This window comes from Bradyrhizobium sp. YCK136 (assembly GCF_044570075.1).
In the GTDB taxonomy this organism is placed as follows: domain Bacteria; phylum Pseudomonadota; class Alphaproteobacteria; order Rhizobiales; family Xanthobacteraceae; genus Bradyrhizobium; species Bradyrhizobium diazoefficiens.
Genome location: NZ_CP172424.1, coordinates 5,819,587 through 5,845,518, shown reverse-complemented (window position 1 = coordinate 5,845,518; position 25,932 = coordinate 5,819,587). Strand labels below are relative to the sequence as shown.

The following is a 25,932-nucleotide window of genomic DNA, read 5'->3' as shown; positions in this document are numbered from 1 at the left end:
GTCCTCAACTCCACGAATATGCGAACTTGTCGTTCTCGATCGAGACCCGCGCTTGCTTGACTTCTTCCTTGGCAAGCGACTTGCTGAGGAATTCGCGTGACAGCTCCGGGAGCAGGGTGTTGGTGATGATGTTGTCAATCATTCGCCCGCCGGAGTCCGGGTCGTTGCAACGTGACACAATGTGCTCCACGACCGCGTCATCGTAGCTGAATGCCGCGTTATGGTTGTCACGGAGGCGTCGTCCGATCCGGTCGAGCTGCAACCGAGCGATCCCGGCGAGCATTTCGTCGGATAGCGGGAAGTACGGTATCGAGACGATGCGTCCGAGCAGCGCTGCCGGAAACACCTTCAGCAATTCCGGCCTCAGCATCTTGGCGAGCTCTTCCGGTTCGCTGCGATACTTTGGATCTCGCGAGAGGCCCATGATCAGATCGGTGCCGACGTTGGTGGTCAGGATGATCAACGTGTTCTTGAAGTCGATCCGCCGCCCGTTGCCGTCCTCCATGGTTCCCTTGTCGAACACCTGGAAGAAGATCTCGTGGACGTCGGGATGAGCTTTCTCGACCTCGTCGAGCAGGATGACGCTATAGGGCTTGCGCCGGACAGCCTCGGTGAGGCGTCCACCTTCTCCATAGCCGACATAGCCGGGAGGCGCTCCCTTCAAGGTCGAGACGGTGTGCGCTTCCTGGAACTCCGACATGTTGATCGTGATCATGTTCTGCTCGCCGCCGTAGAGGGTCTCGGCAAGCGCCAGGGCGGTTTCAGTCTTGCCCACGCCGGATGGACCAGCCAGCATGAACACGCCGATCGGCTTCGACGGGTTGTCCAGTTTGGCGCGGCTGGTCTCGATTCGCTTGGCGATCATCGTCAGCCCATGGGACTGGCCGACGACGCGGCGGTTGAGGATCTCCGGTAGCTTCAGCACGGTTTCGATCTCGTCGCGCATCATCCGGCCGACCGGGATGCCAGTCCAGTCAGAGACAACGGACGCCACCGACTGCTGGTCCACATGGGCATAGACCATCCGCTTTTCCGGATTGATGCTCTCAAGCGTGTCGAACTTGCCGCGCAGCTCCGCGCGCCTGGCAGCCGGATCGTCGCCTTCCATCGGTTCGGACAGGATCTCCCGAATGCTCCGGATGTCCTTGACGAGCTCCTGCTCTGCGGCCCAATCGGCTTCGAGGTTCGTCAGCTTGTCCTTCAATGCTGCGATGTCGTTGTCGATCGCTACGATGCGCTCGTCGTCCTCAATCCCAAGATCGCTGTCGCTGACGAGTGCTGATCGCTCAGCTTCACGGGCGGCAATCGCAACGCGTGCATCCTCGATCAGGGCCGGAGTCGCGCTCTGGCTGATCGCCACGCGCGCCGAGGCGGTATCAAGCAGGCTGACCGCCTTGTCGGGCAACTGCCGTGAAGGAATGTAGCGGTGGGACAGGTTGACCGCTGCGACGATCGCGGCATCCGAGATGCGAACGCCGTGGTGCTTCTCCATCGGACCGAGGAGTCCGCGCAGCATGATGCAGCAGGTTTCCACATCGGGTTCATCGATCTGGATCGGCTGGAAGCGTCGTGTGAGCGCGGGATCTTTCTCGATATACTGGCGATATTCTGCCCACGTGGTGGCGGCGATCGTGCGCAGCGTGCCACGCGCAAGGGGAGGTTTCAGGAGATTGGCTGCATCACCGGTGCCGGCCGCGCCGCCGGCGCCGATCAGTGTGTGGGCTTCATCGATGAACAGGATGATGGGGGTGGGTGAGCTCTGGACCTCGTCGATCACCGACCGCAAGCGCTGCTCAAACTCGCCCTTCATGGAGGCACCGGCCTGCATCAGGCCGATGTCGAGCGCACAAAGCCTTACACCGCGGAGCGGTGGCGGCACGTCGCCGGCGGCGATACGCTGGGCGAAGCCCTCGACAACTGCGGTCTTGCCGACGCCAGCCTCGCCGGTGAGGATTGGATTGTTCTGCCGCCGACGCATCAACACGTCGATCAGTTGGCGGATTTCTTCGTCCCGACCAAGGATCGGATCCATCTCGCCCGATTTGGCCTTGGCGGTGAGATCCTGGGAGAACCGGTCGAGCGGCGTCGTCCCCTTGGGACCCGCTTGGGCCGCGCCTTCCGTGACGGCGCCGACCAGGCCCGAACCGTCCATCGGTCGCATGGTCTCCTCGTCGGAGCCGGCCCAGACGGCGCGACGCTCCGCGGCCAGTGCGTCGACGTTGACCTTGGAAAATTCCTGCGAGAGGTTGTTCAGCGTGCGACGAATATCGTTCGATTTCAGGCCTGCCACAAGCAGATGACCGGTGCGGATCTGGGTCTCGCCAAAGAAGAGCGTGGCATAATGCCAGCCCCGATCAAGCAGATCGATGACCGAATTGGCGACGCCCGGCATGTCGGTTTCGTTCTTACGAAAGCCATTGATCACGGCGGCAAGGTCCGACAACAAGCGTGCCCGGTCGAGCTTGTAATGATCGACCGAGAGGCTGAGATCGTTGCGTTCCTGCTGCAGGATATGAAACAGCCAGTGCGCAAGCTCGACGTTGCGATTGCCGGCGCTCTTTGCATGGCGCAGGGCCTGTAAGAGGGCATCATAGCCGGCCCGGTTCAGCTTGCCCGTTACAGCTTCAATGCTGATGTCGGTCACGGCGGCTCCTCCTGCTCAATTCCTCCGCGGATGCGTGCCATCATGCGGAAATTGCCTCAAATTCCATAGCATTAGGCGATCAGCGCGATGGATAGGTTCAAATCGCCGCGGCATTGGCTGCGGCACTCCGGCGGGCTCTCAATCGTTCGCCGAGCTGAAAGCGGGCATCGCGGCGATATTCTTCTGTGGAGGCCCAGTTCGGCGAGACCCAGGTGGTCCATCCAAGTCGCCCACTCTGTCCAAGCCTGACCGGGACGACCTCTCCCGCCGGAATGGCGAGCTCGACCTCCCATTCCAATTCGTCGCCGATATAGAAGAGAACGGCGTCGGCCAGCGGCGCCGACAGGTTGGGTGTTTCGGTCGGCAGGAATTGTTCGTACTGAGCAAAAGTTCTGACAAAGACCCGAACTCTGATCTTGTCCTCGACGCTGAACACACGCGAGCCGAGAAGGGCGTCCTGGCCGAGCCTCGCATGCGTTCCGCCGAGCCGGCTGCAGTGACTTGGGTCGAATGAGAGCCAGGTGCCGACGAATTCGTCGATCTCGACTTTGACGTCGAACAGTCCTTGCAGGAACCGCGTCAATCGTGATGCACACTTCGCCCTGGGCGCGACCAGTCCAGCGAAGCTGAGCTTCGCCATGTCCGGAACCGCATCGCGATCGGCGAAAACATCGGAGCCCAAGCCGGCGAAGGAGCCGACATAGGCAATGAAGCGATCGTCCGCCGGGCGGTCATGCTGCGCGATCGGGCGCGCGTCGGCCCAGGCACGAAAGAAGAGTTGCAGGAAGCGTCCGTTGAGGAGGTCGAGAAAGCGGGGGAAGGCGTCATCCCGCATCAGCCACCAGCTGAGGCTTTCATCGGTGGTGGCAAGGGGCAGGGCGCCCTGCGGGCCCAGGAGGCCGAGAAATTTGACGAGTATCCTGAGCCGGGCACCCTGGTCGTCCACCGCCGCGAGGTTCGAGGCGGGGAACTCCAGATAAGGCACCTGGCCGAGGTCGATATATTCGTCGCGACGCGCGGCACTGTCGCCGATCCGCGGTCGATCCGGGTTGGCGCGCTCGAACTGGCGTAACGTATGGAAGAAATCGAAGCGCCAGGGCTCGGCCTTCATCTGGTCGATCAGCGTCATAGCGGTCTCCGCGTGCCCATGCGCGGTGGCCACCGCATGATCTCGCCGCGCTCCGGCGTCGAGATGACCGTCTGAGTGAAGGTGTTGAAGCCCGAATAGTCGGCGAAGAAGCGCTCCAGTATTGCCCCGAGCAAAAACACGCCGCTGCCCTCAAATGCCTTCTCGTCGAGCGTAACGGTAATCTCCAGGCCCCGTGCTGCGCCGCTACCCGTGCGCTCGCGCACGCGCCGTACGACAGGTCGGCTTTCTATGCTGCGCACGCCGCGGATCTTGCGCTCCGTGGCGTCGTCGAACTGATCGGCGAACAAGGCCAGCATCTCGCGCAGCGCTCCGGCGTTCTTGCCGCCACCGCGTTCGACGAGGCCAAGATAGTTGAGGCTGAGCATGTTGATCAGCCGCCAGCTGACAATCCCACTGTTGGCGATTTCGCTGCGGCTGCGCAGTTGGGCAACCACCGGCTCACGCGGTGGCGTGGGACCAGCGACACACATCAGATCAAGGGAGGTATCGTCCAGCAGCCGAAAGTCGGCGCCGCCCTGGCCGACCGGCAAGTGCTCGGTGAGATGGCGATTGGAGCACAGAGCCCGGACGCTCAGTTCGGCGACGGAGCCTCCGCCACTCAATTCGCCGGGCTCAAGCAGCGACAGGAACATGTCCGTTCCGGTGTAGTCTGAGGAAGTACCGTATGTCTTCTCCTCTACTGTGCGGCGCCGGGGTAAGCGGCGGACGGTGAAATAGAGCCCGTCGACCGATCCGCTGGTCCGGTCGACGGCGGCCGAATAGAGCGGGCGCACGGGCCGCTTATCCTTCTCTGCCGGCAGGTGCGCGTAGACCTCGAGCACCTGGTGCGGTTCGTATTCCAGATAGCGGCTGCGATCTGGCACCACATGGTACTCGTAAGTATTCGACTTGACAGGAATGCGATCGCTCGTTTTCTCGAACAGATTGATCGCCGGTGCAGTATAGAGCCTGAAGGTCTCGGGGCGCACCGAGGCAGCCAGCCGCGAATTGTGTTCATCGAAAGCGAAGACAATATCGATCGATTTGCTGCGCAGTCGCGACATCACGCTGCGTAGTCCCGTTAGGTTTATGCCGAGGAACTTGCGCGGAAACATGAAATATTCTCGCAGCAGCTCCGAGCCGCGAAATATCCGATTGTCGTTAGGGAACAGCGACTCGTTTTCGTCGAAGCCAATTTGCTGCACGCAATCATGGGGCGCACGAGTCACCACCGGATCGCCGAAGTCGTCGAGATGCCGGAAGTAGACTCCCTTGCAATTCGAGATCAATTGCTCGTAGAGCGCGATGGCGTCGGATTCAGCGCCTGAGAGGTAGATCGAAAGTTCGCTCACGCGGCAGCCTGCGAACCAGGTTTCCGGCTTGGCTCGGGCCTCTGCGTCCGGTAGTTCCTCGTCGAGCCGGGCTGCGGTACGATGGGTCAGCGACAGCTTCAGCCCCGCGATGACGTCGCCTCCGACCGGGATCCCGAGCGCCTGCAGAGTGCCCGCTGTGGAGAAATACTCTGCGCTGGTGACGTCGAACGGCCAGAGCACGATGTCGCGGCAAAGTCGAAATCGGCAGGAAAGACTTCGTTCTCTCTCGCGGTAGGTCGCGTCGAAATAGGCGCCGCGTACAATCTTCTTGCCGTCGCGCAGCGCTGGGTCGGCGTAGGGTGGCCGTGCCGTGACGAGCATCGCCGACGGTGTGGGCGCAAGATAGTTGGGTACCAGCTGCTCAAGCAGGTTTGCAGTGAATTCCGGGAATTCGTGCTTGAGCTTGAGCTGAACGCGGGCGGCAAGAAACGCGGCGCCTTCCAACAGTCCCGTGATCATCGGGTCCGAGCGGTCCCGGATGAGGCCGCCGAGGCGCTCTGCGATGCCAGGATATTCTTCGGCGAAATCTCCTGCCTGCTCGTACAGCAATGACAGTTCACGATTGTAGAAATCGAGGAATTCGCGATTCATGCTAAAGTCGATTGATTTGGATGTCGCCGCTGTCGAGGTCGACGTCGGCGACAAATTCCACGGGGACGTTGAGCGGCTCTGCCTTGAGGTCGGCGTGAACGATGAAGCGCAGCTTCAGCTGCTCAGGACCGACCGAGCCGTCGCGACGGACCCGGATCGTCTTGCGATCGAGTCTTGGCTCGTACGTCGTCAGAGTCTCGCGCAGGGCGCCGGTGAGTTCGTCGTCCGTGACCTCGTCGATCGAACGGTGGGCGATATCGGGGAAGCCGTAGTTCAGGATCGAGGTTCGAACGCTATCCCGCCCGCTCAGATCCAAGGTCGATTCCAGAGCAATGGTATTGAGGAGCGTTTCAAGGTCATGGGAGACCTCCCGCCGCAACAACGTTTCCGAGATCGGAAAGCGGCCTGCGCTGCGCCGCCCGGCAATGATCCGCTCACCGAATTCATCGCGCAGATTGAGCTTCTTGCGCGCATCGCGTGCTTCATGAGCGGAGCGAAAGGCCAGCATAAATGGGGGAGAGAGCCGATCCCTCTTTGGAGCAATGGTCATTGACTGTCCCCAAGATGTCCGGCTCGCTATGCTGTTTCGCGGAGCAATAGCTGGTCTCCGGGATGATGTCGCCTCAGCAGGCGGTCGGGCCCGCAACCGGTCAAGTCGAGACTTGCGACCGCAATCGCATCGCCTGGCGCCGGTTCGCGCTTATCGCAACCGGCGCCAGGTAGGGCCGACAATCAGGCCCATTCCTTGTTGGCGGGAACGTCCCAGCCAAACACCGGCGCAGCTCCAGCGCCGCCTTTTTCTGTCTGGGTCTTGTAGGTCATCTTGACCTTCGCGAAGTTCAGACTCACGTTTTCGGTGAGGCGATCTTCACCGTGCGATCCGCCGGTCGATACGCTGGTGACTAGGATGTGCTTCATCTCGATCTTGAGATACTCCAGCGGATTTTCGCCCGCCTTGCGGACCGTGAGGATCGCCGTATCAATGTGCTTGCCGTTCGCGCAGACCTTGAAAAGCTCCGGCGTGGCCTTGTCGACGAAGTGCGTAAAGTGGAGATCCTGGACGCTGACCTTGCCGGCGCCGCCGCCCGAACCGCTGTGGAAAGTGCCTGACTGGCTTTCGCCGAAAGACCAGCTCAAAATATCGATTTCGTCCTTGTGCTTGTCGTCCAGCGACTCGCCCTTGATCGGATCGAGTTTCAAGAAGATGTCGACAGCCATAGCGTAGTCCTCTCAAATTTCTGCGTGGTTACGGTTGCGATGTTGCGGCATCAGGAAGCGGGGCCGGGTAGGCGTGAAACCAGGCTGAGGCCGACGTCCATCGCCTCCAACTGAAAGTGTGGACGAAGAAAGAAGCGCGCGTTGTAATATCCCGGATTCTCCTCGTTTGCGATGACTTCAACCTTCGCAGCGGCCAGTGGCTTGCGCGCTTTCTGAGCTTCTGACGAGAGGGCTGGGTTGGCATCAACGTATTCGTTGATCCAGGTTTGCAGCCAGATCGTCAGCTCATCCTTCTCCTTCATGGATCCGATCTTGTCGCGAACCATGCACTTCAGATAGTGGGCAAAGCGGGACACTGCGAACATGTAAGGTAGTCGTGACGACAAGTTGTCGGACGCGGTGGCATCCACGCCCTTTTCGCCGAAGTACTTCTTCGGCTTGTAGAGTGACTGGGCGCCGATGAAGGCGGCCTTGTCGGTGTTCTTGCGATGGATCAGCGGGATGAGGCCCGCCTTTGCAAGTTCGTGCTCGCGGCGATCACTGATGGCGATCTCGGTCGGGCATTTCAGGTCGACGCCGCCGTCATCGGTCGGGAATGTGTGCGTCGGCAGGTTGATGACTTCGCCACCGGACTGCACGCCGCGGATCCGCGTGCACCAGCCAAATTCCTTGAAGGCGCGGTTGATGTTGACCGCCATTGCGTAGGCGGCGTTGATCCAGCCGTATTTATCGCCGGTGTGTCCGTCCGTCTCCTCTTCGAAGGCGAACTCTTCCACGGGCTCCGATTTCGCGCCGTAGGGGAGGCGGCCGAGCGCGCGGGGCATGCACAGGCCGAGATAGCGCGAGTCGTCCTGATCGCGCAGCCCCTTCCATGCGGCATACTCCGGCGTGTCGAACACCTTACCGATGTCGCGAGGGTTGGACAGCTCGGTCCAAGAGTCCATTCCCATCAGCGTCGGCTCGGCGCCGCTGAAGAAGGGAGCGTGCGCGGCGCCGGCGATCTTGCTGAGATCGCGGAGCAACTGTACGTCGGTTGGGAGGTGGCTGAAATAGTAGTCGCCGATCAGGCAGCCAAACGGTTCGCCGCCCAGCTGGCCGAATTCATACTCGTAGATCTGCTTGAACAGGGGACTCTGGTCCCAGCGCGCATCGGGGTAAAGCCGCAGATTCCGATACAACTCGTTCTTGGAGACGTTCATCACCCGGATCTTGAGGTTGGCGTCGGTCTCGGAATTGAAGACGAGGTAGTGGAGGCCGCGCCATGCACTTTCGATTGACTGGAACTCAGGTGTGTGAAGAATTTCGTTCATTTGCGCGGTCAGCTTCTGGTCGATCCGCGCGATCATCTCCTCGATGGTGTCGAGGACGTCCGACTTGATGACGCTCGTGTCCTTCAACGCCTCTTGAACGAGCGTGGATACCGCGTTTTCGACTTCGGTCGCTGCGCGTTCTGTGCGGGGTTTGAAGCTTTGCTTCAGCAGAGTGGCAAACTCGTCAGCTTCGACGGTCTTGACCTGGGTGGTGCTCTCTTTGTGAACAGCTTCTTTTGCCATGGTCCCCATTCCTTCCTTAGCTCTCGGTGCCAGGTTCGGTCGACTGGCTTGTCGCGCGTTCCCGAAGCGCCGCCATCAGTTGAGGATCGGCGAGAAGTTTTTTGAGCTGGTCCTCGGCGGCCACCTTGCCATCCATGTAGCGCAGCAGGTTGGCGAGTTGTTCGCGCGCCTCGAGCAGCTTGGCAGCAGCCGGCACCTGGCGGGCGACGGCCACCGGCGTGAAGTCTGCCATCTTGTTGAAGCGCAGGTTGACCGAGATCTTTTCGTCGGATCCATCGCTGAGGCGATTGGCGACACGCGCCGTCACGCCGGGCTGGATTGCCGCCATGCGGTTGTCGAAATTGTCCATGTCGAACTCGAGGAACTTGCGCTCCTCGACCTTCGTCTTCTCGACGCCAGGGTTATTGCCGGAGAGGTCGGAGAGGACGCCCATGACGAACGGCAGTTCGATCAGCCGCTCGGCGTCGTAAGGATCTTCGTATGTGATGTGCACGCGTGGTGCGCGGTTTCGCCGAATGAATTTTTGACCGCTGTCTGTAGCCATGGTTCCCTCACTACGAAATCGCATTAGACATCGAAAAAGACATCGAATTTGCGCGACGCAGATTGGCTAGGGCGCTTCAAGTTGCTGCGGTCGGCAAACATCCTTGTGTCCAATTAGTGCCCTCGAGCGAAAGCTGGGTTCAATGCGATCTGTCGATTGTTTTAAGGGCTCCCTCAGGAAGAACATCATTCAAAAGGCTGAGAAAATCTCGTTGCGCGAGGTCGCGCGCGCGATCGACCAAAAAGGGGATGGGGCTGGACGGCTCCGCGGTTCGGAAAAACGACGCCACCTTCGTCAGAAGGCCTAAGGCCTGCGCCCTGTTTTCTATTGAAAATACAATATCTTGAGCGCTGCTCTCTGCCGTCGATGAGAGCGAGGTAGCGAGTTCCGCCATCCGTTCGATCGGCAGGTCGAAGACCTTGTCGCGCCCGATGTTGATCGCAGCGCTCTCCACGTGCGCAGGCACCAGCATCCGCATAACTTCAATGAATGACTTGCCCACCATCTCCTGCGCTTGACGCACCAGCAACAGTGCCGGGTTGGATGGTTCCATTCGGGCAAAATAGTCGGCCGCCGCTGCAAGCGCTGCAGATGCCTGTGCGGATGAAGTCACCACCCCGCTCGTGTCTGACGGCGCCTGTGTATCGACAGGACCGACATCTTCCGCGGTTGCAGCGATCGCGGCCGGATCGCGCAACGCGACAAGACCCGCAAGCCAGGCAGCCATGCCGTTAACCAGGCCGGAGAGCCTGTCGAGGCTGATCGGTTGCCCCGCGTTCAACTTCTCGTGCCAGGTTTGTTTGATACCCGCGATTTCAGCCGCGACCGCGGAGCACCGCGCGCTGGTTGCCTTGAGAGTGTCGAGATCCGTCTCGCTGACGATGCGCTCGATGGCCGCCAGATCAGGTCCGTCGGCGTCGGCGTCGCCGGCAGGAATTTCGCCCATGGCGACCTGATAAGCACGGTAGTTGAGGTTGCCGTGTCTGCGGTTCTCGATCAGGGGAAGGAACTGGAGCGGGTTGATCACGGTCGGGAACACGTCGATTGCCTCGACCGTGACGGCGCGAAGGGCGTAGTCGCCGTCCTCGCCCTTCGGATGCACCGCTTCCCACTGCTCGCGCAGCAGGAAGTTGGTCGCCTTCAGGCAGCAGAGAAAGCCGTCGAGATCGCGGTTGAGGATTGAAAACTTGGCCAGCAGCAGGTTTAGGCGCAGATCGCGGGTACGCTCCAGGAGGGGCTGCGCGGCGGCGAATTGGCCGGCAAAATCGACTGCCTTTGGATCGAAGCGTCCACGCTCTCCGTTGGCATTGACGACCTCGAAGAACGACATCGGCAGCAGCGATTCCGCACCTGCGAAGAAGTTCAGATACTGGATGTCTCCGATGGCGTCGAGATCCGGCCCGCAGGGATCGTCAGCGGCAACGGGGTGCGTCAGGGAGGCGACATCAAGCATACGACGATCGTCCATCTGCTCGGTCACGGCCCCGCTGCCGAGCCCGTGGCGACTGCCGGATCGCGGGGGGATCCATGATCCGAGTCTATATCCATGGGTCAGAAGCCTGCTGGTGTTGGTTCATTCCCGAAGATCATGCCATTTTCGCGTGAACCGGCAAGCTCTTGGAGCCGACTACTTGATGACCGGGGCGGTTCCTTGGACCGCTGTTGTGGAACGTCCGGACCAGCCCTGGGGCGGACCTGCCGGCACTGCCGGGGGCGGGCAGGATTTCCGTGGTTCTTGCATAGCGTCTGATCAGCTCTTCGCAGCGGGTCATTCGATCGAAGGAGGGAGTTTAAGCCCACATGGGCCAGCTTACTCAGGATACCCGCCTCTGCGAACTCAAGACGCCTCTTGGCAAGGACGTTCTGGTTTTTGCCGGGTTCGAAGGCTCGGAAGGTCTCAGCGAACTGTTCGAGTATCGCATCGAGTGTCTCAGTGAGGATGCCGACCTCGACTTCGATCGTGCCATCGGTCAGCAGTGTACGCTGACCATAAAGCTGCATGAAAAGGAGCGCGAGTTCAGTGGCATTCTGACGGAGGCCCAATGGCTCGGGGTGAAGAACGACTATTTCAGCTACCGGATCGTTCTGAGGCCCTGGTTATGGCTGTTGTCGCGGACAACTGATTGCCGGATCTTTCAGGACAAGAAGGCGCCCGACATCATCAAGGAAGTATTCAACGAACGTGGCTTCACCGACTATGAATCCAAACTGACCGAAGAGGGTTCCTATCCGAAGCTCGAATATTGCGTTCAGTACCGCGAGACCGACATGAATTTCGTGTGCCGGCTGATGGAGCAGCACGGCATCTCCTACTTCTTCAAGCATGAGGGCGGCAAACACACGCTGGTGTTGGCGGACTCCAAATCGTCGCACAGCCCGATCAAAGGTCTTGCTACGATTCCCTACATCCCGCTGACGGGTGCCGATCGTCGAGGCGAGCAGCACATCTATGAATGGGTGTCGGAGCGCCGGTTTCGCACCGGCAAGATCGAACTCAACGACTACAACTACCAGAAGCCAAACGCTCAGTTGATCAGCGATGCCAAGGGCTCCGAGCATTACACTCGGTCGGAGATGGAGTATTACGACTATCCCGGGAAGTTCAAGGAAAAGTCCGACGGCGAGCGCTACGCGAAGATCCAGCTCCAGGCGGAGCAGGCGATGGACCGGCGGCGTCGCGGCAATGGTGACGCGGTCAACCTGTTCCCCGGTGGGCTGACGAAGCTCGAAAAGCACTCCAAGGACTCGCAGAACGTGGAATATCTCGTGGTGCGAGCCACGCACTCGTTCTCGCTCGAATCTTACCGCACTGGCGGTCCCGGCGACGCCGGGCAACATGTCTATTTCGGTAGCTATGAGTTTCTGCCAAGCGATCGGCCGTTTCGAGCGCTGATGATGACGCCGAAGCCAAGGATTAACGGCATCCAAACGGCCAAGGTGGTGACCAAAGACGATAATTCGAACGAGGAAATCGACGTTGAATCGCTGGGCGAAATCTATGTCCGCTTTTTCTGGGATCGGAAGAAGAAGCGGTCGTGCCGGTTGCGCGTGGCTCAGGTTTGGTCTGGCAAGCGCTGGGGCGGCCAGATCATCCCGCGCGTCGGACAGGAAGTGGTTGTCGAATTCCTGGAGGGGGATCCGGACCGGCCCCTGGTGATCGGCACCGTGTACAACGACGAATACAAGCTGCCCTATGATTTGCCGTCGAAGAAGACGGTTGCAGGATTGAAGTCCGACTCCACCAAAGGTGGTGGCGGATTCAACGAGTGGAACTTCGAGGACAAGAAGGGATCCGAGAAGATCACGGTGCATGCTGAGAAGGACCACGACGTGACGGTCCGCGACACCGAGACACGGACCATCGGCGAAGCTGCATTCGGCGGCGACACCCGCAAAACCACGCTCAAGAAAGGCAATGATAAGCTCGATATCGAATTGGGCGGTCAGCACATCACGCTGGCCATGGACCAGTCTGTCAAAGCGGGCATCAGCATCACGCTCACGGCCAATGCCAATATCACCCTACAGGTTGGTCCCAGCCAGATTATCCTGAGCCCGGCGGGCATCGTCATCAACGCGCCGACGATCGCCATGACAGCGCAGGCCGGCATGGCGCTTGCCGCCGGCGGTCCGCTGGTCGCGCACGGCACTCCAACTCTTGTCGGCTGACGGTCATGGGGCAGGTTCGGTTCGGCACGGTACGGGATCTGTTTCAAGCCTATCCCTTGGCGCGTTATGATGTCGGCAAAGCCGATGCCGACAAGCCTTCGCTGGATTTCCTTCAGGAGGCCGCCGATGCCCGCAACTGGTACCAGGCCGTATCTTACTGCGCCTATCTGCTTCCCAGGCGCGTGGCGATCGCCTGGGGATGCCGCTCTCTGCGACGGATGTTCGACCATTTCGACGCCTACGACAGCAGGTCGCTGAATGTTGTGGAGACCTGGGTCCGGCAACCGGACGAGCAGTCCCGGAACAAGGCGCTGGCCGTCGGCAATGCCAACGATCCTGAGCAGCCAGCGACATGGCTGGCGCTGGCGGCCGGCTGGTCCGGCGGAAGCGTGGTTCCCCCGGAATTTGCGCCCGTGGAAGCCAAGCCAGATCAGGCCGCACGGGCGGTGCGTGCAGCGCTGCTGATTGGCCTCTGCCGGCTCCCCCGTGACTCCCGGGACCAGATAATGACGTCATGCCTGGAGGATGGTATTCAATTGGCACGCGGCGAACCGCGCCCTCCGCGCTAACGAGACGATGTGATGGTGCTTCGCTTTAATATCGAGAACGAACCGAACCTTCCGGACGGCGGACCTGTGTCGTTTACGGTCACCGGCAGGCGCTCGGTCGATATTGGCCGGGATCGTCACCTCGACTGGACGCTGCCGGATCCGGCGCGGACGATTTCCGGAAAGCACTGCGAAGTGCACTTTCGCGACGGCGGCTATTGGCTGCACGACGTCTCGACCAACGGCACCTTTCTCAATGGTGCCGACCAGCGCATGCGGGGGCCGCACCGCTTGCGCGACGGCGACCGACTGACGATCGGTCACTACATCATCGGAGTTTCGCTGGAGGATGAGGCTGGCGGGCGCAGCCCAAACCATGAGGCGCAACTGCACGACCCCTCGGTCCAGCAGCATGCCGATTACGGAGAGCTTTGGACGGCCGATCGTGACGTTCCGCCGCCGATCGATCCGCACCTGTTGAAGAAGCCACGCGAGGCTGCGCGGCCCGTTAATCCGGGGTTCCTGGATTGGGCGGCGAGCGTCCCGGCGCCGGGTGTAGACCCATTTCGACCGTCATCGCCGACGTCTCCGTACCAACCGTCCGTGCAGGACGACGACATGAACTGGGCAGCGGGTCCGGTCACCGCGCCGAAACCGCAAGTCGAGCGCCCCCCAGTGAAGCCGACCCCACGCCGGCCGTCGGTGTGGATCGATGATGAACCAGCCGGTGCACAGCCGCCGGCATCGCTATCACACCAAGAGGTTGCGACGCCGCGCAAAACGCAAGCAGCGGGCGAGGGGCCTGTCACGGCCAAGCCAGTCGGCGGTACCGAGTTCGCGCGACTGGTGGCGCGCGCTGCAGGATTGCCGGACAATTTCTTTGCCAACAAGTCCGACGCCGAACTCGCCGAACAGCTTGGCATCATCTTGCGTATGACCGTGGATAATCTCATGGCGCTGCTGCAAGCGCGAACCCAAGCCAAACAGCTGACCCGCAGCACCAGCCAGACCACCGTCCAAGCCCTCGAAAATAATCCGCTGAAATTCTCGCCGACCGCGGAAGAGGCGATGCGCATTCTCTTTGGGCCGCCGACGCGTAGCTACCTCGACGCACAGCGCGCCTTTGCACAGGGCTTCAGTGATCTCAAATCACATCAGTTGAAGACCTACATGGCGATGCAGCACGCTGTCCATGAGCTGATTGCGGACATAGATCCGACGCTGATGGCGCGCGAGCTCGAGCTTCAGCGTGGCGCAAGCTCCTGGCTCGGCACGAACAAGGGCAAACTCTGGGACGAGTTCTTGACGCGCTGGAAGGCGCATCTTGGCCGCGATAACAGCGCGCCGATCGAAATCTTTATGTTGCACTTCTCGGACTATTACGACCGCGGCGACAAGCCCGGTTCAAAGTAAGCTGTCGGCGACCATGCGGTCGCCGACATTTTCTAAGTGGATGTAGGAATGTCTTGGTACAGCAAGGTTTTCTGGTCGGAAGGTCTGTTTCTGCGGCCGCATCATCTGCAGCAGAACGACCGCTACATCGAACACTTGCTGGAAAAGCGCGTTCGCTACACGACACCATACCCCTGGGGCTTTGCCCAGCTGGAGATCGATAAGGATCTTACCGAACAAAGCAAGTTCGCGGTGCGCAATGCGTCCGGCGTTATGCCGGACGGTACGCCGTTCGATATCCCTGCGGACAGCCCAATTCCCGAAGCGATCGATGTGCCGGAGACGGCCGCAGGCCAGATCGTCTGGCTGATGATGCCTGTCGCGGCACCAAACACCCGCGAGGTCGACGAGGACCGCACCGACAGCGCCAGTCGTTATGTTCGTACTTCGGAAACCTTCATTGACTCGACCTCGGCGCTACGCATCGAGGAAGAGATCGACATCGCTTATCCGCGCTTGTCGTTCGAACTGCGCAAGACCAGCAAGCCCGGATACATGGGCCTCGGCATCGCGCGCATTCTGGAAGTGCGCGACAAGAACATCCTGTTCGACGACAAGTTCGTGCCGCCGATGCTGGTCTGCGCCGCGCATCCGATCATCGATGGTTGGCTCAACCGCATCATCGGCTGGGTTGAGACCAAACTCGACGAGCTGGCGCGTTACGCGGTCGATCCGTCATCCGGCGGTGGGTTGCAGAGCGTCGACTATCTGGTCCTGCAAGTGCTGAACCGTACCATTCCCGTGCTGACTCATTTCCAACGCTCCGGCAGCGTGCACCCCGAGCGCCTGTACGAGGAATTGCTGAGGTTCGCGGGTGAACTTGCGACTTTTTCCACGGCGGAACGGCGGGCGCGCAACTATCCGGCGTACGATCATGACGATCTCGAGAACGTCTTCACACCATTGGTGAGCGACATCCAGGACTTCTTGAGCGCGCGGCTGGGCCGGCGGGCGATCCGTCTGGAGATCATCGAGCGCGCGCAGAATGCGTTCGTATCGCCGATCCGCGATCGAGCGCTATTCCGAAATGCGACCCTGGTGCTGGAGGTTGCCGCACGGCGGCCACTCGTGGAGATCCAGAACGATTTCCCGCACCTGTTCAAGGTCGGGCCGAACACCAAGATGAACGAGATCGTGCACGCAAACTTGCCGGGCCTGACCTTGGTGCATTTGCCGACGCCACCGCCGCATATCCGGGCCATCACGGATCACGTCTATTTCTATCTCGACCGCAAGTCGCCGCTGTGGCCCGAGTTCAGCACGGCGGCCTCGATCGGAATGCACTTCTCCGGCGACTGGCCGGAGCTTGAGCTGTACCTTTGGGCTATCCTGGAAGACAGGCCATGAGCGACAGGGACAAGCCGGTCAATCCTTTCGGTCGGGGCGAACGGACGATCATCCGTCCCAACCCCGGCGGGAAGTTGCCGCCGGCGCCGACCTCTCAGCCTCCGCCGGGCGAGGGGCCTGCAGCACGTCCGGCCTATTCGCCGTCACCCGTACCTTCTCCCGGCGCGCCAACGCCACCATCATCCTTTTCGCCCGTTCCACAGGGCTCGAACTACGCCTCCGCGCCGGCCAGCCATCCAACCGAGGAATGGATCTCGACACCCGCGCAAGGCCAGGTGCCGCAACCCATGCTGCCGGCAGGGCCGCCGTTGCGCGTCGACGATCTCGTCGCGCCAAATGCCAATCCAGTGATGCGCGCTGCGGGCCCATTGCTGCAACTGCTCGGTCGGTTGCGGGTGGCGCTCATGCGCGCGTCATTCGCGAGCCTGATGGAGCAGGTCGCAGACGCTATCAAATTCTTTGAGAAGGACATCCGTTCAGCGGGCATTTCCGAGCACCAGGCCAACACAGCGAAATATATCCTGTGTGCCACTGCCGACGATATCGTGCAGCACATCCCGACCGAGGAGCGTCACGTCTGGACGCAATACTCGATGCTGAGCCGCTTCTTCGGCGAGCGTGTCGGCGGCGTCCGTTTCTTTGAGATCCTCGACCATTTGAAGATTGATCCACTGGTCAATTATCCGGTCCTCGAACTTCAGCACGCCTGCTTGGCGCTTGGCTTTCAAGGCATTCACCGGACGTCAGGGGGCGGACTTGCGAACCTGCAGCTGATCCAGCGTAACCTCTATGAATTGCTGCGCCGGGTCCGGCCGAAGACGATGACCGACCTGTCGCCCAACTGGCGCGGGCAGGCGCTGGCGGGGCGCCGGCAGCGTTTGCGTGTTCCGGTCTGGCTCGTGGCGGCCGTCGTCGCCGCGCTGCTGACCGGGTCCTATTTCGTCCTGCGGACGCTCCTCGCTGGCCGGGCAGAGAATGCTGCCGAGGTGGCGCTCGCGCTCCATCCGGCCGGCCCGATCGAGCTCAAGCGCCAGGTCGTTGCACCACCGCCGCCACCTCCGCCTCCGCCGCCACCGGATCGCATCACCCAGTTGCAACGCATCCGCAACGCGCTCGCGAAGGAGAACACAGCCTGTGCCATGACCGCGGACCAGACCCCCAGTTTCATCGTGATCAGGGTCTGCGATCTGGCCTTGTTTGCATCGGGCCAGGCGACCATCCTCGACGGTTTCAAGCCGATCGCACTCCGCGTCGCAGCAACCCTCGACAAGGAGCCGGGACGGATCCGGGTCGTCGGCCATACCGACAGTTCGCCGATCCGCACAGTCCGCTTCCCGACAAATTTCGAGTTGTCGGTCGAGCGCGCCAAGGCGGTTGCCGCGGCACTGAAGCCTGGCTTGACCGATGGTTCGCGCGTCGACGTCGAGGGCAAAGGAGCAGATGCGCCAATCGCCAGCAACACGACACCCGAGGGACGCGCCAAGAACCGGCGCGTCGAGATCTTTATCGAACGCAGCGAATAGGCAGATTCCACTGGGTCAGGTGGTTTGCGACAGGTACGGTTAGATGCTTGCCAAGGACATTCTTCGCATCGTTCTCTACGGGGTCGGGCTCAGCTCGCTCGGAGCGGTGATCTATTTCGCCGGTCCCTTCATTGCGTTCGGCGATTGGCGGCCGCTGGAGAACCATATCGTCCGGCAGATCGCTATTCTGCTGCTCACCACGATCGTCGCAGGCATCGTTGGCCTCAATCTGTTCAAGCGGCGCAAGGGTGCCAAGGAGATTGCCGATGGCATCGCTGGTGCGGACCAGCCCGTCAGCGATGAACCGGTGCTCAAGGAGCGCATGAAGGATGCGCTCGCGACGCTGAAGACCGCCAGCGGCAACAAATCGGGCTTTCTCTACGATCTGCCGTGGTACGTCATCATCGGTCCGCCCGGCGCCGGCAAGACCACGGCGCTGGTCAATTCCGGGCTCAAATTTCCGCTCGCGCGCGGGGCGACGCCCGCGGCGATCGCGGGGGTCGGCGGTACCCGCTACTGCGATTGGTGGTTTACCGAGGAGGCGGTGCTGATCGATACCGCCGGCCGCTACACCACCCAGGACTCCAATAGCAAGGCCGACAAGGACAGCTGGCTGGCGTTCCTGGACATCCTGAAGAAAAGTCGATCACGCCAGCCGATCAACGGCGTCCTTGTCGCCATCAGTATCGAAGACATTCTAACGCTGCCGAAGCAGGAGCTCGCACTTCACGCCGATGCCATCAGGATGCGCCTGCTCGAGCTGCATCAGAGGCTCAAGGTCAGCTTCCCGGTCTACGCGCTATTTACCAAAGCGGATCTCGTTGCCGGCTTCACCGAGTATTTCGCCTATCTCGGGGATGCCGGCCGCCGCCAGGTCTGGGGGGCCACGTTCCAGACCGCCGACAAGACCCAGAATCTGGTGGGGCAGATCCCGGTCGAGTTCGACCGTCTGCTGGAGCGCCTGAGCGAGGAGACGCTCGACCGTCTGCAGGACGAGCCGACGCCCCAGCACCGCGTGCAATTGTTCGGCTTTCCGGCACAGATGGCGCGGCTCAAGCCGCAGATCCACGATTTCCTCAACCTGATCTTCGAGCCGACGCGCTATCACGTGAACGCGAACCTGCGCGGTTTCTACTTTACCTCGGGTACGCAGCAGGGCACGCCGATCGACCAATTGATCGGGTCGCTGGCACGTACGTTCGGCGCTGAGGAGGTCGGTTCCGGATCCTATTCGGGCACGGGCAAGAGCTTTTTCCTCGCCGATCTGATCTCCAAGGTCATCATCGGCGAAGCCGACTGGGTCTCGACCGACCGTGCCGCGGTGCGCCGCGCGCTAATCCTGAAAACCGCGGCCCTGTCATTGATCGGCCTGGTCTCGATCGGACTGATCGCAGCCTGGCTGACGAGCTACAAGCGGAACTCCGATTTGATTGAGCAAAGCCTGCAGGCCGATAGCGAGTATGCAGCCGCCGGCGCACCAATTATCAAACAGACGCTGATTGCTGATCATGATCTAGACATGGTGCTGCCGCGACTCTACCGGCTGCGAAACGCCCCGGCAGGCTACGGATCGCGCGGCGAGTCGGTGCCTCTGTCGGCTCGCTACGGGCTCAGTCAGCACGCCCGGCTGCTGTCGCCCTCGAAGGCGGCCTATCATACGGCGCTTGAGCGCATGTTCCGGCCGCGGCTGCTGTATCGCCTGGAGGAGCAGCTCAATGCGCGCATAAACGAGCCTGCCTTTGTCTACGAGGCGCTCAAGGTCTATCTGATGGTCGGCGGCCTGCAGTCGCCGGACCGCGAGTTGATCCGCTCTTGGATGCAACGTGACTGGGCGGACAACCTCTATCCTGGCGCCACCAACGCGGAAGGGCGGCGTCTGCTCGACGAGAACCTCGTGGCAATGTTCGACCTCGAGACCGAACAGCAGCCGCTGGTCGAACTCGACGGCCGGTTGATCAAGCAGGCCCAGAGCTCCTTGGCGCGCCTGAGCGTGTCGCAACGTGCCTACGAGTTTCTGAAATCGGAGGCTCGCGCATCGACCGCTGGCGACTGGATCGCCAGCCGCCATGGCGGACCCGACATGGGTGTCGTGTTCGAAACCACGACGGGGCAGCCTTTGGACGCCGTGCGGGTACCCGAGTTCTTCACGTATAATGGCTTCCATCAGAAGTTCGTTGCCCGGCTGTCCGGATTGTCTGAGCGGATGAAGCGGGAGCGATGGGTTCTAGGGGATGCCGGCCAGCAGTCGGCCATCGACCAGCAGTACGACAATCTGGCCGGCGATCTGCTCAGCATCTATTCCAACGATTTCGTGACGACCTGGCGAACGGCGCTCGGGAGCCTGCGCCTGAAGAAGCTGCTCGCCGACAAGCCGAAATATGAGGTGCTGCGGGCGCTTTCGGCGCCGACCTCGCCGATGCGGCAAATTCTGGAATCGGTGCGCGACGAGACGGTGCTAACCAAGGAACGGGCGAAGCCGGCGAGCGCTTCGGCAGCCGCCGCCGCACCGGCGCCAGCACTCTTCACGAATGCCCAGGATGGACCGCCTGGCGCGATGATCGAGGCGCAGTTCAAACCTTACCACGCGGCGCTCGAAGGCGAGAGCACCCGCCGGCCGATCGACTCGATCGTCGCGAACCTGAACGACATCGCGCAGAACCTGACGCTGATCATCGAGAATCCCCAACTGACCGCACAGGCCACAGCTGCGCTTCAGACCCAGGTCGCAGCGCTCCGCAACAATGCCTCGCGCATGCCGCCGCCATTCTCCGACATGCTGCGAGCAGCAGCCGCGGAGTTCGAAGGCAGCATTGCGGCTTCAACCGCCGGGCAAATCCTTCAAACGTTGCGCGATCAGGTCACGCCGGTCTGCCAACAGACCGTGACCAACCGCTACCCGTTTATCCGCAGCAGCAGCCAGGAAGTCCCGCTGGCGGATTTTGCCAAATTGTTCAGTCCGAATGGTGTTATGGACAAGTTCTTCACCCAGTATCTGGCACCTTATGCCGACACGTCGCGATCGGACTGGGTTTGGCGAAAGGAGAGCCCCGTTGGTCGGTCGTTCTCGCCGGATACGCTCAAGCAATTCCAAAATGCGGCCTATATCCGCGACGCCTTCTTCCAGACCGGCGGCGGTTTGCCGGCGGTATCGTTCGCGATCCGGCCGCCTGGGGCAGCCGGGCCAGGCGTGACCGTCAAGACCGAGATCGGCGGCACCACAATTACAAGCCCAACCACACCTGGTCCAGCGACCTCATCCTTGTTCGGCGGTCCGCAACCTACGCCACCGCCACCGCCACCGCCACAGAGCAACTCGCCAACGACCGTCCTATGGCCGGGCCCCGCGCCGCGAACTGCAATTTCAGTCAGCAACGACACCGGCCCGCCATCCGTGCTTGAGCGCATTGGTCCCTGGTCGTTGTTTCGGATGCTGGAGGCTGGCTCGTTAGTGGTGAAAGCGGAAACGGCCAGCGCGACTTTCATCGTCGCCGGGCGCGAGCTCAGCTATCAAATTTCGACTGGATCGTTGCGCAACCCGCTGAATCTGTCAGTGCTGCGTGAGTTTCGTTGCCCGACCGGGATATGACCATGCGTTGTGGGTTATTCGGCAAAATCGGCGCGAAGCGTGACTTCATCGCGATCGCAACTCCGCGCAGCTTCCTGGAAGCTTGGGAGCCGTGGGTACAGGCTGCGCTGTCAGCAAGTCGCCACCAGCTTGGCCCAGGATGGCAGCAGGCCTTTCTGACCGCGCCGGTCTGGCGGTTTTGGCTCGGTGCCGCAATCTGCGGAACGACGGTGGCGGGGGCGATTATGCCCTCGCTCGACGGGGTGGGGCGATACTATCCCTTGACCCTGCATGCGGTGACCGGCGAGGCCGTCTCGCTGCCGCCGCCGAGCATTGATCCGCAGGACGAATGGTTCGGGCAAGTGGAGGCGTTCCTGCTTTCGACCCTGGATCGGGCCGCGACCTTCGAGCAGATCTCCGATGGACTGGACCGGCTTGCGGTGCCACGACTGCAGGAGACCATCGCCAGCGGTCCGCCGATCACGTCGCTTGGTACTGCGGCAATGGGGAGGGCTTCGGCGGTCGACGCCTTCGCGGGGGCGTTTGCAGCACTTTGCGCCGCCAACCCACAGGTCTACGCCGCGGCTAGCTTCTGGTGGACCGCCGGAGGGGAAGGCTTTCCGCCAATGGCGCTGAGTTGCCGAGGATTACCAGATCCGTTTCACTACATTACGCTGCTTACCGGTGATCCCGGCCTCGCGGCATCCGGGAATGGATGACGCACGATGGTGCATACCCCATCCTTGTTCGATGTTGGTAGCATTACCCATGCCGGAAGGGTGCGGGAGCGGAACGAGGATTCATGTTTGGTACGAACCGACGTTGGCCTGTGGGCCGTCGCCGACGGTATGGGTGGTCACGAGGCCGGCGATCTCGCCAGTCGCATTGTAGTGCAGTCGCTTGACGCGATCGGCACGCCAGAATCAGCCGCAGACCTGCTGGCGGAATGCGAGGAGCGGCTATTCAGCGCAAACCGGCAGATACTGGCGCTTAGTCGTGAACGACAGGGTGCCACCGTCGGGACTACAGCGGCGGTTCTGCTCGTTCGCGATAGCTACTATGCCTGCATATGGGCGGGTGACAGCCGGGTTTACTTGATCAGTCGCGGCGCAATTAGCCAAGTGTCGCATGATCACAGCGAACTGGAGGAACTGATCGCCGAAGGTGCGCTGTCGCGCGAAGACGTGAATGATTGGCTGAGCAATGCCATTACTCGCGCCGTCGGTGTCGCCGATGATCCGGAATTTGAGGTGGTAACAGGCCCGGCCGAGCCGGAGGATGTCTTCGTGATCTGCAGCGATGGCCTGACCAGGCACGTGCGGGACGACGAGATCCTGCAGCACGCGGCTACGCGACGCGCCCAGGCAGCTTGCGATGACATGCTCGCGCTGGCTCTTGATCGTGGCGGGCTTGACAACGTAACGATTGTGATCGTGCGACTGCTGACGCCACGATCTCAGGAGGCGACAAGATCTCCGCTTGATCGCGAGCCGCAACCATGACCCCGAACGATCCGTTCCGACCGTCCTATCAGGGCGTGCCCCCCGGCACCCGTCTCAACGGTATCTACGAGATCGAAGCGGTGATCGGCGCGGGCGGCATGGGTGAGGTCTACAAATGCCGAGAGATCCAAACTGGATCGCCTGTTGCCGTGAAAATGCTATTGTCCGACATGGTCGATAACGAGGCGGCGCTCGCGCTGTTCCGTCGAGAGGCCGCGGCACTCCACAATCTTCCGCATGACGCGATCGTTCGCTACTTCCTGTTTACGGTGGAGCCGGTGCTGCAGCGACCGTATCTCGCGATGGAGTTCGTGAATGGCCGCTCGCTCTCGAACATGCTCGACGATGGACCGTTGACTTTCGAGGCGCTGATCAAGCTGATGCTGCGCGTCGCATCGGGACTGGAGGCTGCCCATGAGCACGGCATCATCCATCGCGACGTTTCTCCGGACAACATCATTGTTCCGCTCGACGACGTCAGGCGGGCTAAGATCATCGACTTCGGCATAGCCCGGTCGACCCAGATGGGTGACAAGACCATCATCGGCTCGGGCTTCGCTGGCAAGGACAACTACGCATCGCCGGAACAGGTAGGGTTGTACGGCAATGACGTGACCGCGAAATCCGATGTCTACAGCCTCGGTCTTGTGCTGTTTCACGCTCTGACCGGACAGAAGCTCGACATGGGTGGCAGCCAGTTTCAACTGGTGGAGAAGCGCCGGCGTGTTCCCGATCTCGGTGCGGTGGATATGCGCATCCGGCCTTTGCTGGAGCGGATGCTGCAGCCTGATCCGGCATTGCGCCCGACCATGGGAGAGGTCGCCAGCTGGAAGCCGACCGGTTTGGTGCAGACGCCGGCCGCGCCGTTATATGGTTTCGATCCGCTGCGGCGGCCGGAAGGCGCGGCGCCGGTGCCGCAGGACAGGATGCCGTCGACCGCGCGGAGTCCGCGCGGCCGCTGGCTGGGGGCGGGCGTGGCGGCTCTGTTACTGCTGGTCGGCGGTGGTGGATATGCCTTCTACAAGCTGGTCTGGTCAGCGCCCGGCACCGCGGTCTTGCCGCCACCTCCAAAACTCGCCGGAACAATGGCGCCGCCGAAGGTCGAGCCCGCTGGACCACAGCCCGGGCGCCAAGAGCCGGAGAAGTTGTCTGCGCAGCCGACGGCGACGCCGTCTCCGGCACTCGATGGGGCGGGGCGAGCTGAGCGCATCCGCAAATACGTGGCCCAATATTCTGGCGGTGACTGCTTCTTTGTCTTGCCGATTGCCGTGAGCCCAAATGCCGCTGTCATCGAAGGGTTCGGTGCCTCGACCGCCCCATTCGACACCTTCGACAAAGCGTTTCGGCGTGAGCAGGGTTTCGAGGCTTCGATCGGCGTCAGGCAAGTGACCCAGGCGCAATGCCCAGCCGTCAGGTTCTTGAGTCAGGTCGGGAGCGATCAGGCGCGAATCCCACGCATCACCCTGTCAGCGACAGAGCTGAAGGGTGGTGAAGCCCTCAATGGGACCATTGAGAATTTTGCCAACCGCGTGGTCGAGCTGCTCATGGTGTCGGATCGCGGCGAAGTCCAGAGCCTGTCTTATCTTCTGAAGCCGGGCATCGACTCGCTTTCGTTTACGCTCCCGACAGCGCGCGCGAGCGGTCCGCAATTGCTGTTGGTCGTGGCGGTTCCGCAGGTTCTGGACTCATTGCGCCAGCCGCGACCGATAGCTGCCGATACGTTCTTCCTCCAGGCGCTGAGCGAGGCTCAGCGCAACAAGGTGACCATCATCGCGGCCGCGCGCTACGTGCTGCTCACCAATTGACCGGCACGCTCAGAATGTTCCGATCACCAGGATTTTCAGGTCGGCATCCGGCTTGAAGTCGTTTGCCGTATATTCAAGCCTATTTCCGGTAGCAGACGATGCCTTGAGCCGCCCAGGACAGAAGCTCACCAAGCGGTCGTTGCCGCCTGGGTCGATAGTCAGCTTGAACGACCGGATCGGCCCAGCCCAATTCGCGCCGGTCTTGAGCACGTATGATATGCGCCTCTCCTGCAGGTTTGCGCTGTTGATCTGGTTACTGCCCGCGCGCTTGTCGAGCTCGGCGAGGAACGTATCCTGGACGCAGTATTCTTTCCGGTAACGGGCGACTTGCTGACCCAGTGCGCTGCTGCGGCGTAGGCTCGGGCGCAGGATGGTGTCAGGACTGGAGCCGACGCTCGGCCGGTACTGGTGTTCGACCGTGACGGTGCGCATGGGCGGAAACACCTGCTGGCGCACAGCCGAGCTCTTGATAACCCAGCCTGGCGCATACTGCTGGCGACCGTTGTCGCTCATTCCGGCAGGCATCATAAGTCCGTCGTCCACGAGCCGGGTCCGAGTCGCCGCGGGCAGGTCGCTCAGCCGGATCTCGCGGCCACCAATCGGCAGCAGCGGTAGCTTGAGTTCGCGGAGCAGGGCACTGACATCCCTGTTGCCAACCATGGCGCGCTGATCGACGGTCAGCGGCGCCGGGCTGCCGTCGACCCTGGTCTCGAAGTCGACGAAGTTGATCGGATCATTTGAAGGTAGTGCAATGTTCTCAGCCTCCGACAGGTCGATGTCGGGCAGCGGAAAGGCAACAGTAAGCGTGACCGGCTTGGCAGTGACGTTGGCGAATTCGTAGCGAACACTGATTCTGTCGAGCCCGATACTAAGGTTCTCGCTCTCCATGGCCACGTCATTCGTGCGTACGAACTGGAGCCCGCCGATCGACAATTCCGCAGCCGAGTCGTTGGCGCGTGCCGGCCAGCCCGTCGCAACCAGCAGCGCGACCATCAAGGCCCGTATCCGGAACGACGGTCGGATGCAGGCTCCGTTCGGCAAGCTAGTCTCCATGCGGCGTCGCAACATATGCTGGTTCCATCCGATGCGGGTCAATCGATCGGCTGATAAAGATCGCCCCACTCGGACTTCCAGACCCCGTCTGGATCGCACACCACCAGCGCCAGCTTTACGTCGTTTGCCAGCCGGATCGCGCCGCGAAAAGCATCCTGCGCCGGCAATTGCGCGCTGATCTGGTCGGTGTGTCGGTGGTCAGCCGTCCCCGGCTCGCGGCGGCCGGCAGCACGATTGATCCGGAGGCGCCGTCATTGTCGCGTTTCAGGAGCAGCGTGATCGCGTCGGGCTGAACTTCGCTCACCTTCTCAAATCTATTCCGGGCCATGTTTTGCACCGCAAGCTGAAGAGAATTCGGACTATCACCGTCAAGTGATAGAATTGAACGTGATTGAGATTGCGCACCACTAATTGAC

General features: G+C 61.4%; 19 protein-coding genes. 9 read left to right on the top strand and 10 right to left on the bottom strand.

Annotated features, from left to right (window positions below):
- Positions 1 to 4: 4 nt before the first annotated feature.
- From tssH to ACFLEY_RS28415, 8 genes are all read right to left on the bottom strand, one after another.
- On the bottom strand, positions 5 to 2,644 hold the full coding sequence (tssH, locus tag ACFLEY_RS28450; RefSeq protein ID WP_211433980.1) for a type VI secretion system ATPase TssH: 2,640 nt from the start codon (positions 2,642 to 2,644) through the stop codon (positions 5 to 7).
- Positions 2,645 to 2,741: 97 nt separating this feature from the next.
- On the bottom strand, positions 2,742 to 3,806 hold the full coding sequence (gene tssG, locus ACFLEY_RS28445; protein WP_060911459.1) for a type VI secretion system baseplate subunit TssG: 1,065 nt from the start codon (positions 3,804 to 3,806) through the stop codon (positions 2,742 to 2,744).
- Positions 3,770 to 5,737 carry a type VI secretion system baseplate subunit TssF gene (tssF, locus tag ACFLEY_RS28440; RefSeq protein WP_060911460.1) on the bottom strand — a complete coding sequence of 656 codons (1,968 nt, stop codon included), beginning with the start codon at positions 5,735 to 5,737 and terminating at the stop codon, positions 3,770 to 3,772. Before tssF ends, tssG begins: the two co-directional genes overlap by 37 nt.
- A gap of 1 nt (position 5,738) precedes the next feature.
- Positions 5,739 to 6,287: a type VI secretion system baseplate subunit TssE gene (tssE, locus tag ACFLEY_RS28435; RefSeq protein WP_082756541.1), complete on the bottom strand. Its 549-nt coding sequence runs from the start codon at positions 6,285 to 6,287 to the stop codon at positions 5,739 to 5,741.
- A gap of 182 nt (positions 6,288 to 6,469) precedes the next feature.
- Positions 6,470 to 6,955 carry a type VI secretion system tube protein Hcp gene (locus ACFLEY_RS28430; protein WP_011086373.1) on the bottom strand — a complete coding sequence of 162 codons (486 nt, stop codon included), beginning with the start codon at positions 6,953 to 6,955 and terminating at the stop codon, positions 6,470 to 6,472.
- A gap of 50 nt (positions 6,956 to 7,005) precedes the next feature.
- Positions 7,006 to 8,508, bottom strand: a complete 1,503-nt coding sequence (gene tssC, locus ACFLEY_RS28425) for a type VI secretion system contractile sheath large subunit (protein WP_038967726.1) — start codon at positions 8,506 to 8,508, stop codon at positions 7,006 to 7,008.
- Positions 8,509 to 8,524: 16 nt separating this feature from the next.
- Positions 8,525 to 9,052, bottom strand: a complete 528-nt coding sequence (gene tssB, locus ACFLEY_RS28420; protein WP_063713277.1) for a type VI secretion system contractile sheath small subunit — start codon at positions 9,050 to 9,052, stop codon at positions 8,525 to 8,527.
- A 139-nt stretch (positions 9,053 to 9,191) separates the two neighbouring features.
- Positions 9,192 to 10,505, bottom strand: a complete 1,314-nt coding sequence (locus ACFLEY_RS28415) for an ImpA family type VI secretion system protein (RefSeq protein ID WP_038967724.1) — start codon at positions 10,503 to 10,505, stop codon at positions 9,192 to 9,194.
- Positions 10,506 to 10,852: 347 nt separating this feature from the next.
- On the opposite strand from ACFLEY_RS28415, the gene ACFLEY_RS28410 reads away from it, so the two are divergent.
- Genes ACFLEY_RS28410 through ACFLEY_RS28370 form a run of 9 tightly spaced genes read left to right on the top strand, consistent with a single transcriptional unit; the run spans position 10,853 to position 24,463 of the window.
- The gene (locus ACFLEY_RS28410; protein WP_060911461.1) at positions 10,853 to 12,721 is read left to right on the top strand and encodes a type VI secretion system Vgr family protein; all 1,869 of its coding nucleotides are present in this window, start codon (positions 10,853 to 10,855) and stop codon (positions 12,719 to 12,721) included.
- Between the two features lie 5 nt (positions 12,722 to 12,726).
- A complete protein-coding gene (locus tag ACFLEY_RS28405) occupies positions 12,727 to 13,290 on the top strand; it encodes a DUF6931 family protein (protein ID WP_011086378.1) in 564 nt (187 codons plus the stop codon).
- Positions 13,291 to 13,302: 12 nt separating this feature from the next.
- Complete coding sequence (gene tagH / locus ACFLEY_RS28400; protein ID WP_038967723.1) at positions 13,303 to 14,682, top strand: type VI secretion system-associated FHA domain protein TagH; 1,380 nt, start codon at positions 13,303 to 13,305, stop codon at positions 14,680 to 14,682.
- Positions 14,683 to 14,730: 48 nt separating this feature from the next.
- Positions 14,731 to 16,068, top strand: a complete 1,338-nt coding sequence (gene tssK, locus ACFLEY_RS28395) for a type VI secretion system baseplate subunit TssK (protein WP_027548748.1) — start codon at positions 14,731 to 14,733, stop codon at positions 16,066 to 16,068.
- A complete protein-coding gene (tssL, locus tag ACFLEY_RS28390) occupies positions 16,065 to 17,591 on the top strand; it encodes a type VI secretion system protein TssL, long form (RefSeq protein WP_060911463.1) in 1,527 nt (508 codons plus the stop codon). Before tssK ends, tssL begins: the two co-directional genes overlap by 4 nt.
- A 43-nt stretch (positions 17,592 to 17,634) precedes the next feature.
- Positions 17,635 to 21,177, top strand: coding sequence for a type VI secretion system membrane subunit TssM (gene tssM / locus ACFLEY_RS28385; RefSeq protein WP_060911464.1), 3,543 nt, complete (start codon positions 17,635 to 17,637; stop codon positions 21,175 to 21,177).
- Positions 21,174 to 21,875 carry a type VI secretion system-associated protein TagF gene (tagF, locus tag ACFLEY_RS28380; RefSeq protein ID WP_011086383.1) on the top strand — a complete coding sequence of 234 codons (702 nt, stop codon included), beginning with the start codon at positions 21,174 to 21,176 and terminating at the stop codon, positions 21,873 to 21,875. Before tssM ends, tagF begins: the two co-directional genes overlap by 4 nt.
- Before the next feature lie 6 nt (positions 21,876 to 21,881).
- Positions 21,882 to 22,658: a PP2C family serine/threonine-protein phosphatase gene (locus ACFLEY_RS28375; RefSeq protein ID WP_028170703.1), complete on the top strand. Its 777-nt coding sequence runs from the start codon at positions 21,882 to 21,884 to the stop codon at positions 22,656 to 22,658.
- A complete protein-coding gene (locus tag ACFLEY_RS28370) occupies positions 22,655 to 24,463 on the top strand; it encodes a serine/threonine-protein kinase (protein ID WP_211433982.1) in 1,809 nt (602 codons plus the stop codon). Before ACFLEY_RS28375 ends, ACFLEY_RS28370 begins: the two co-directional genes overlap by 4 nt.
- Before the next feature lie 9 nt (positions 24,464 to 24,472).
- On the opposite strand, the gene ACFLEY_RS28365 is transcribed toward ACFLEY_RS28370, so the two are convergent.
- Positions 24,473 to 25,456 (bottom strand): DUF4424 domain-containing protein, encoded by a 984-nt coding sequence (locus ACFLEY_RS28365; RefSeq protein ID WP_060911465.1) that lies wholly within the window; start codon positions 25,454 to 25,456, stop codon positions 24,473 to 24,475.
- A gap of 98 nt (positions 25,457 to 25,554) precedes the next feature.
- Entirely contained in the window at positions 25,555 to 25,683 is a 129-nt protein-coding gene (locus tag ACFLEY_RS28360; RefSeq protein ID WP_283822767.1) for a hypothetical protein, read from the bottom strand.
- Positions 25,684 to 25,932 lie beyond the last annotated feature (249 nt).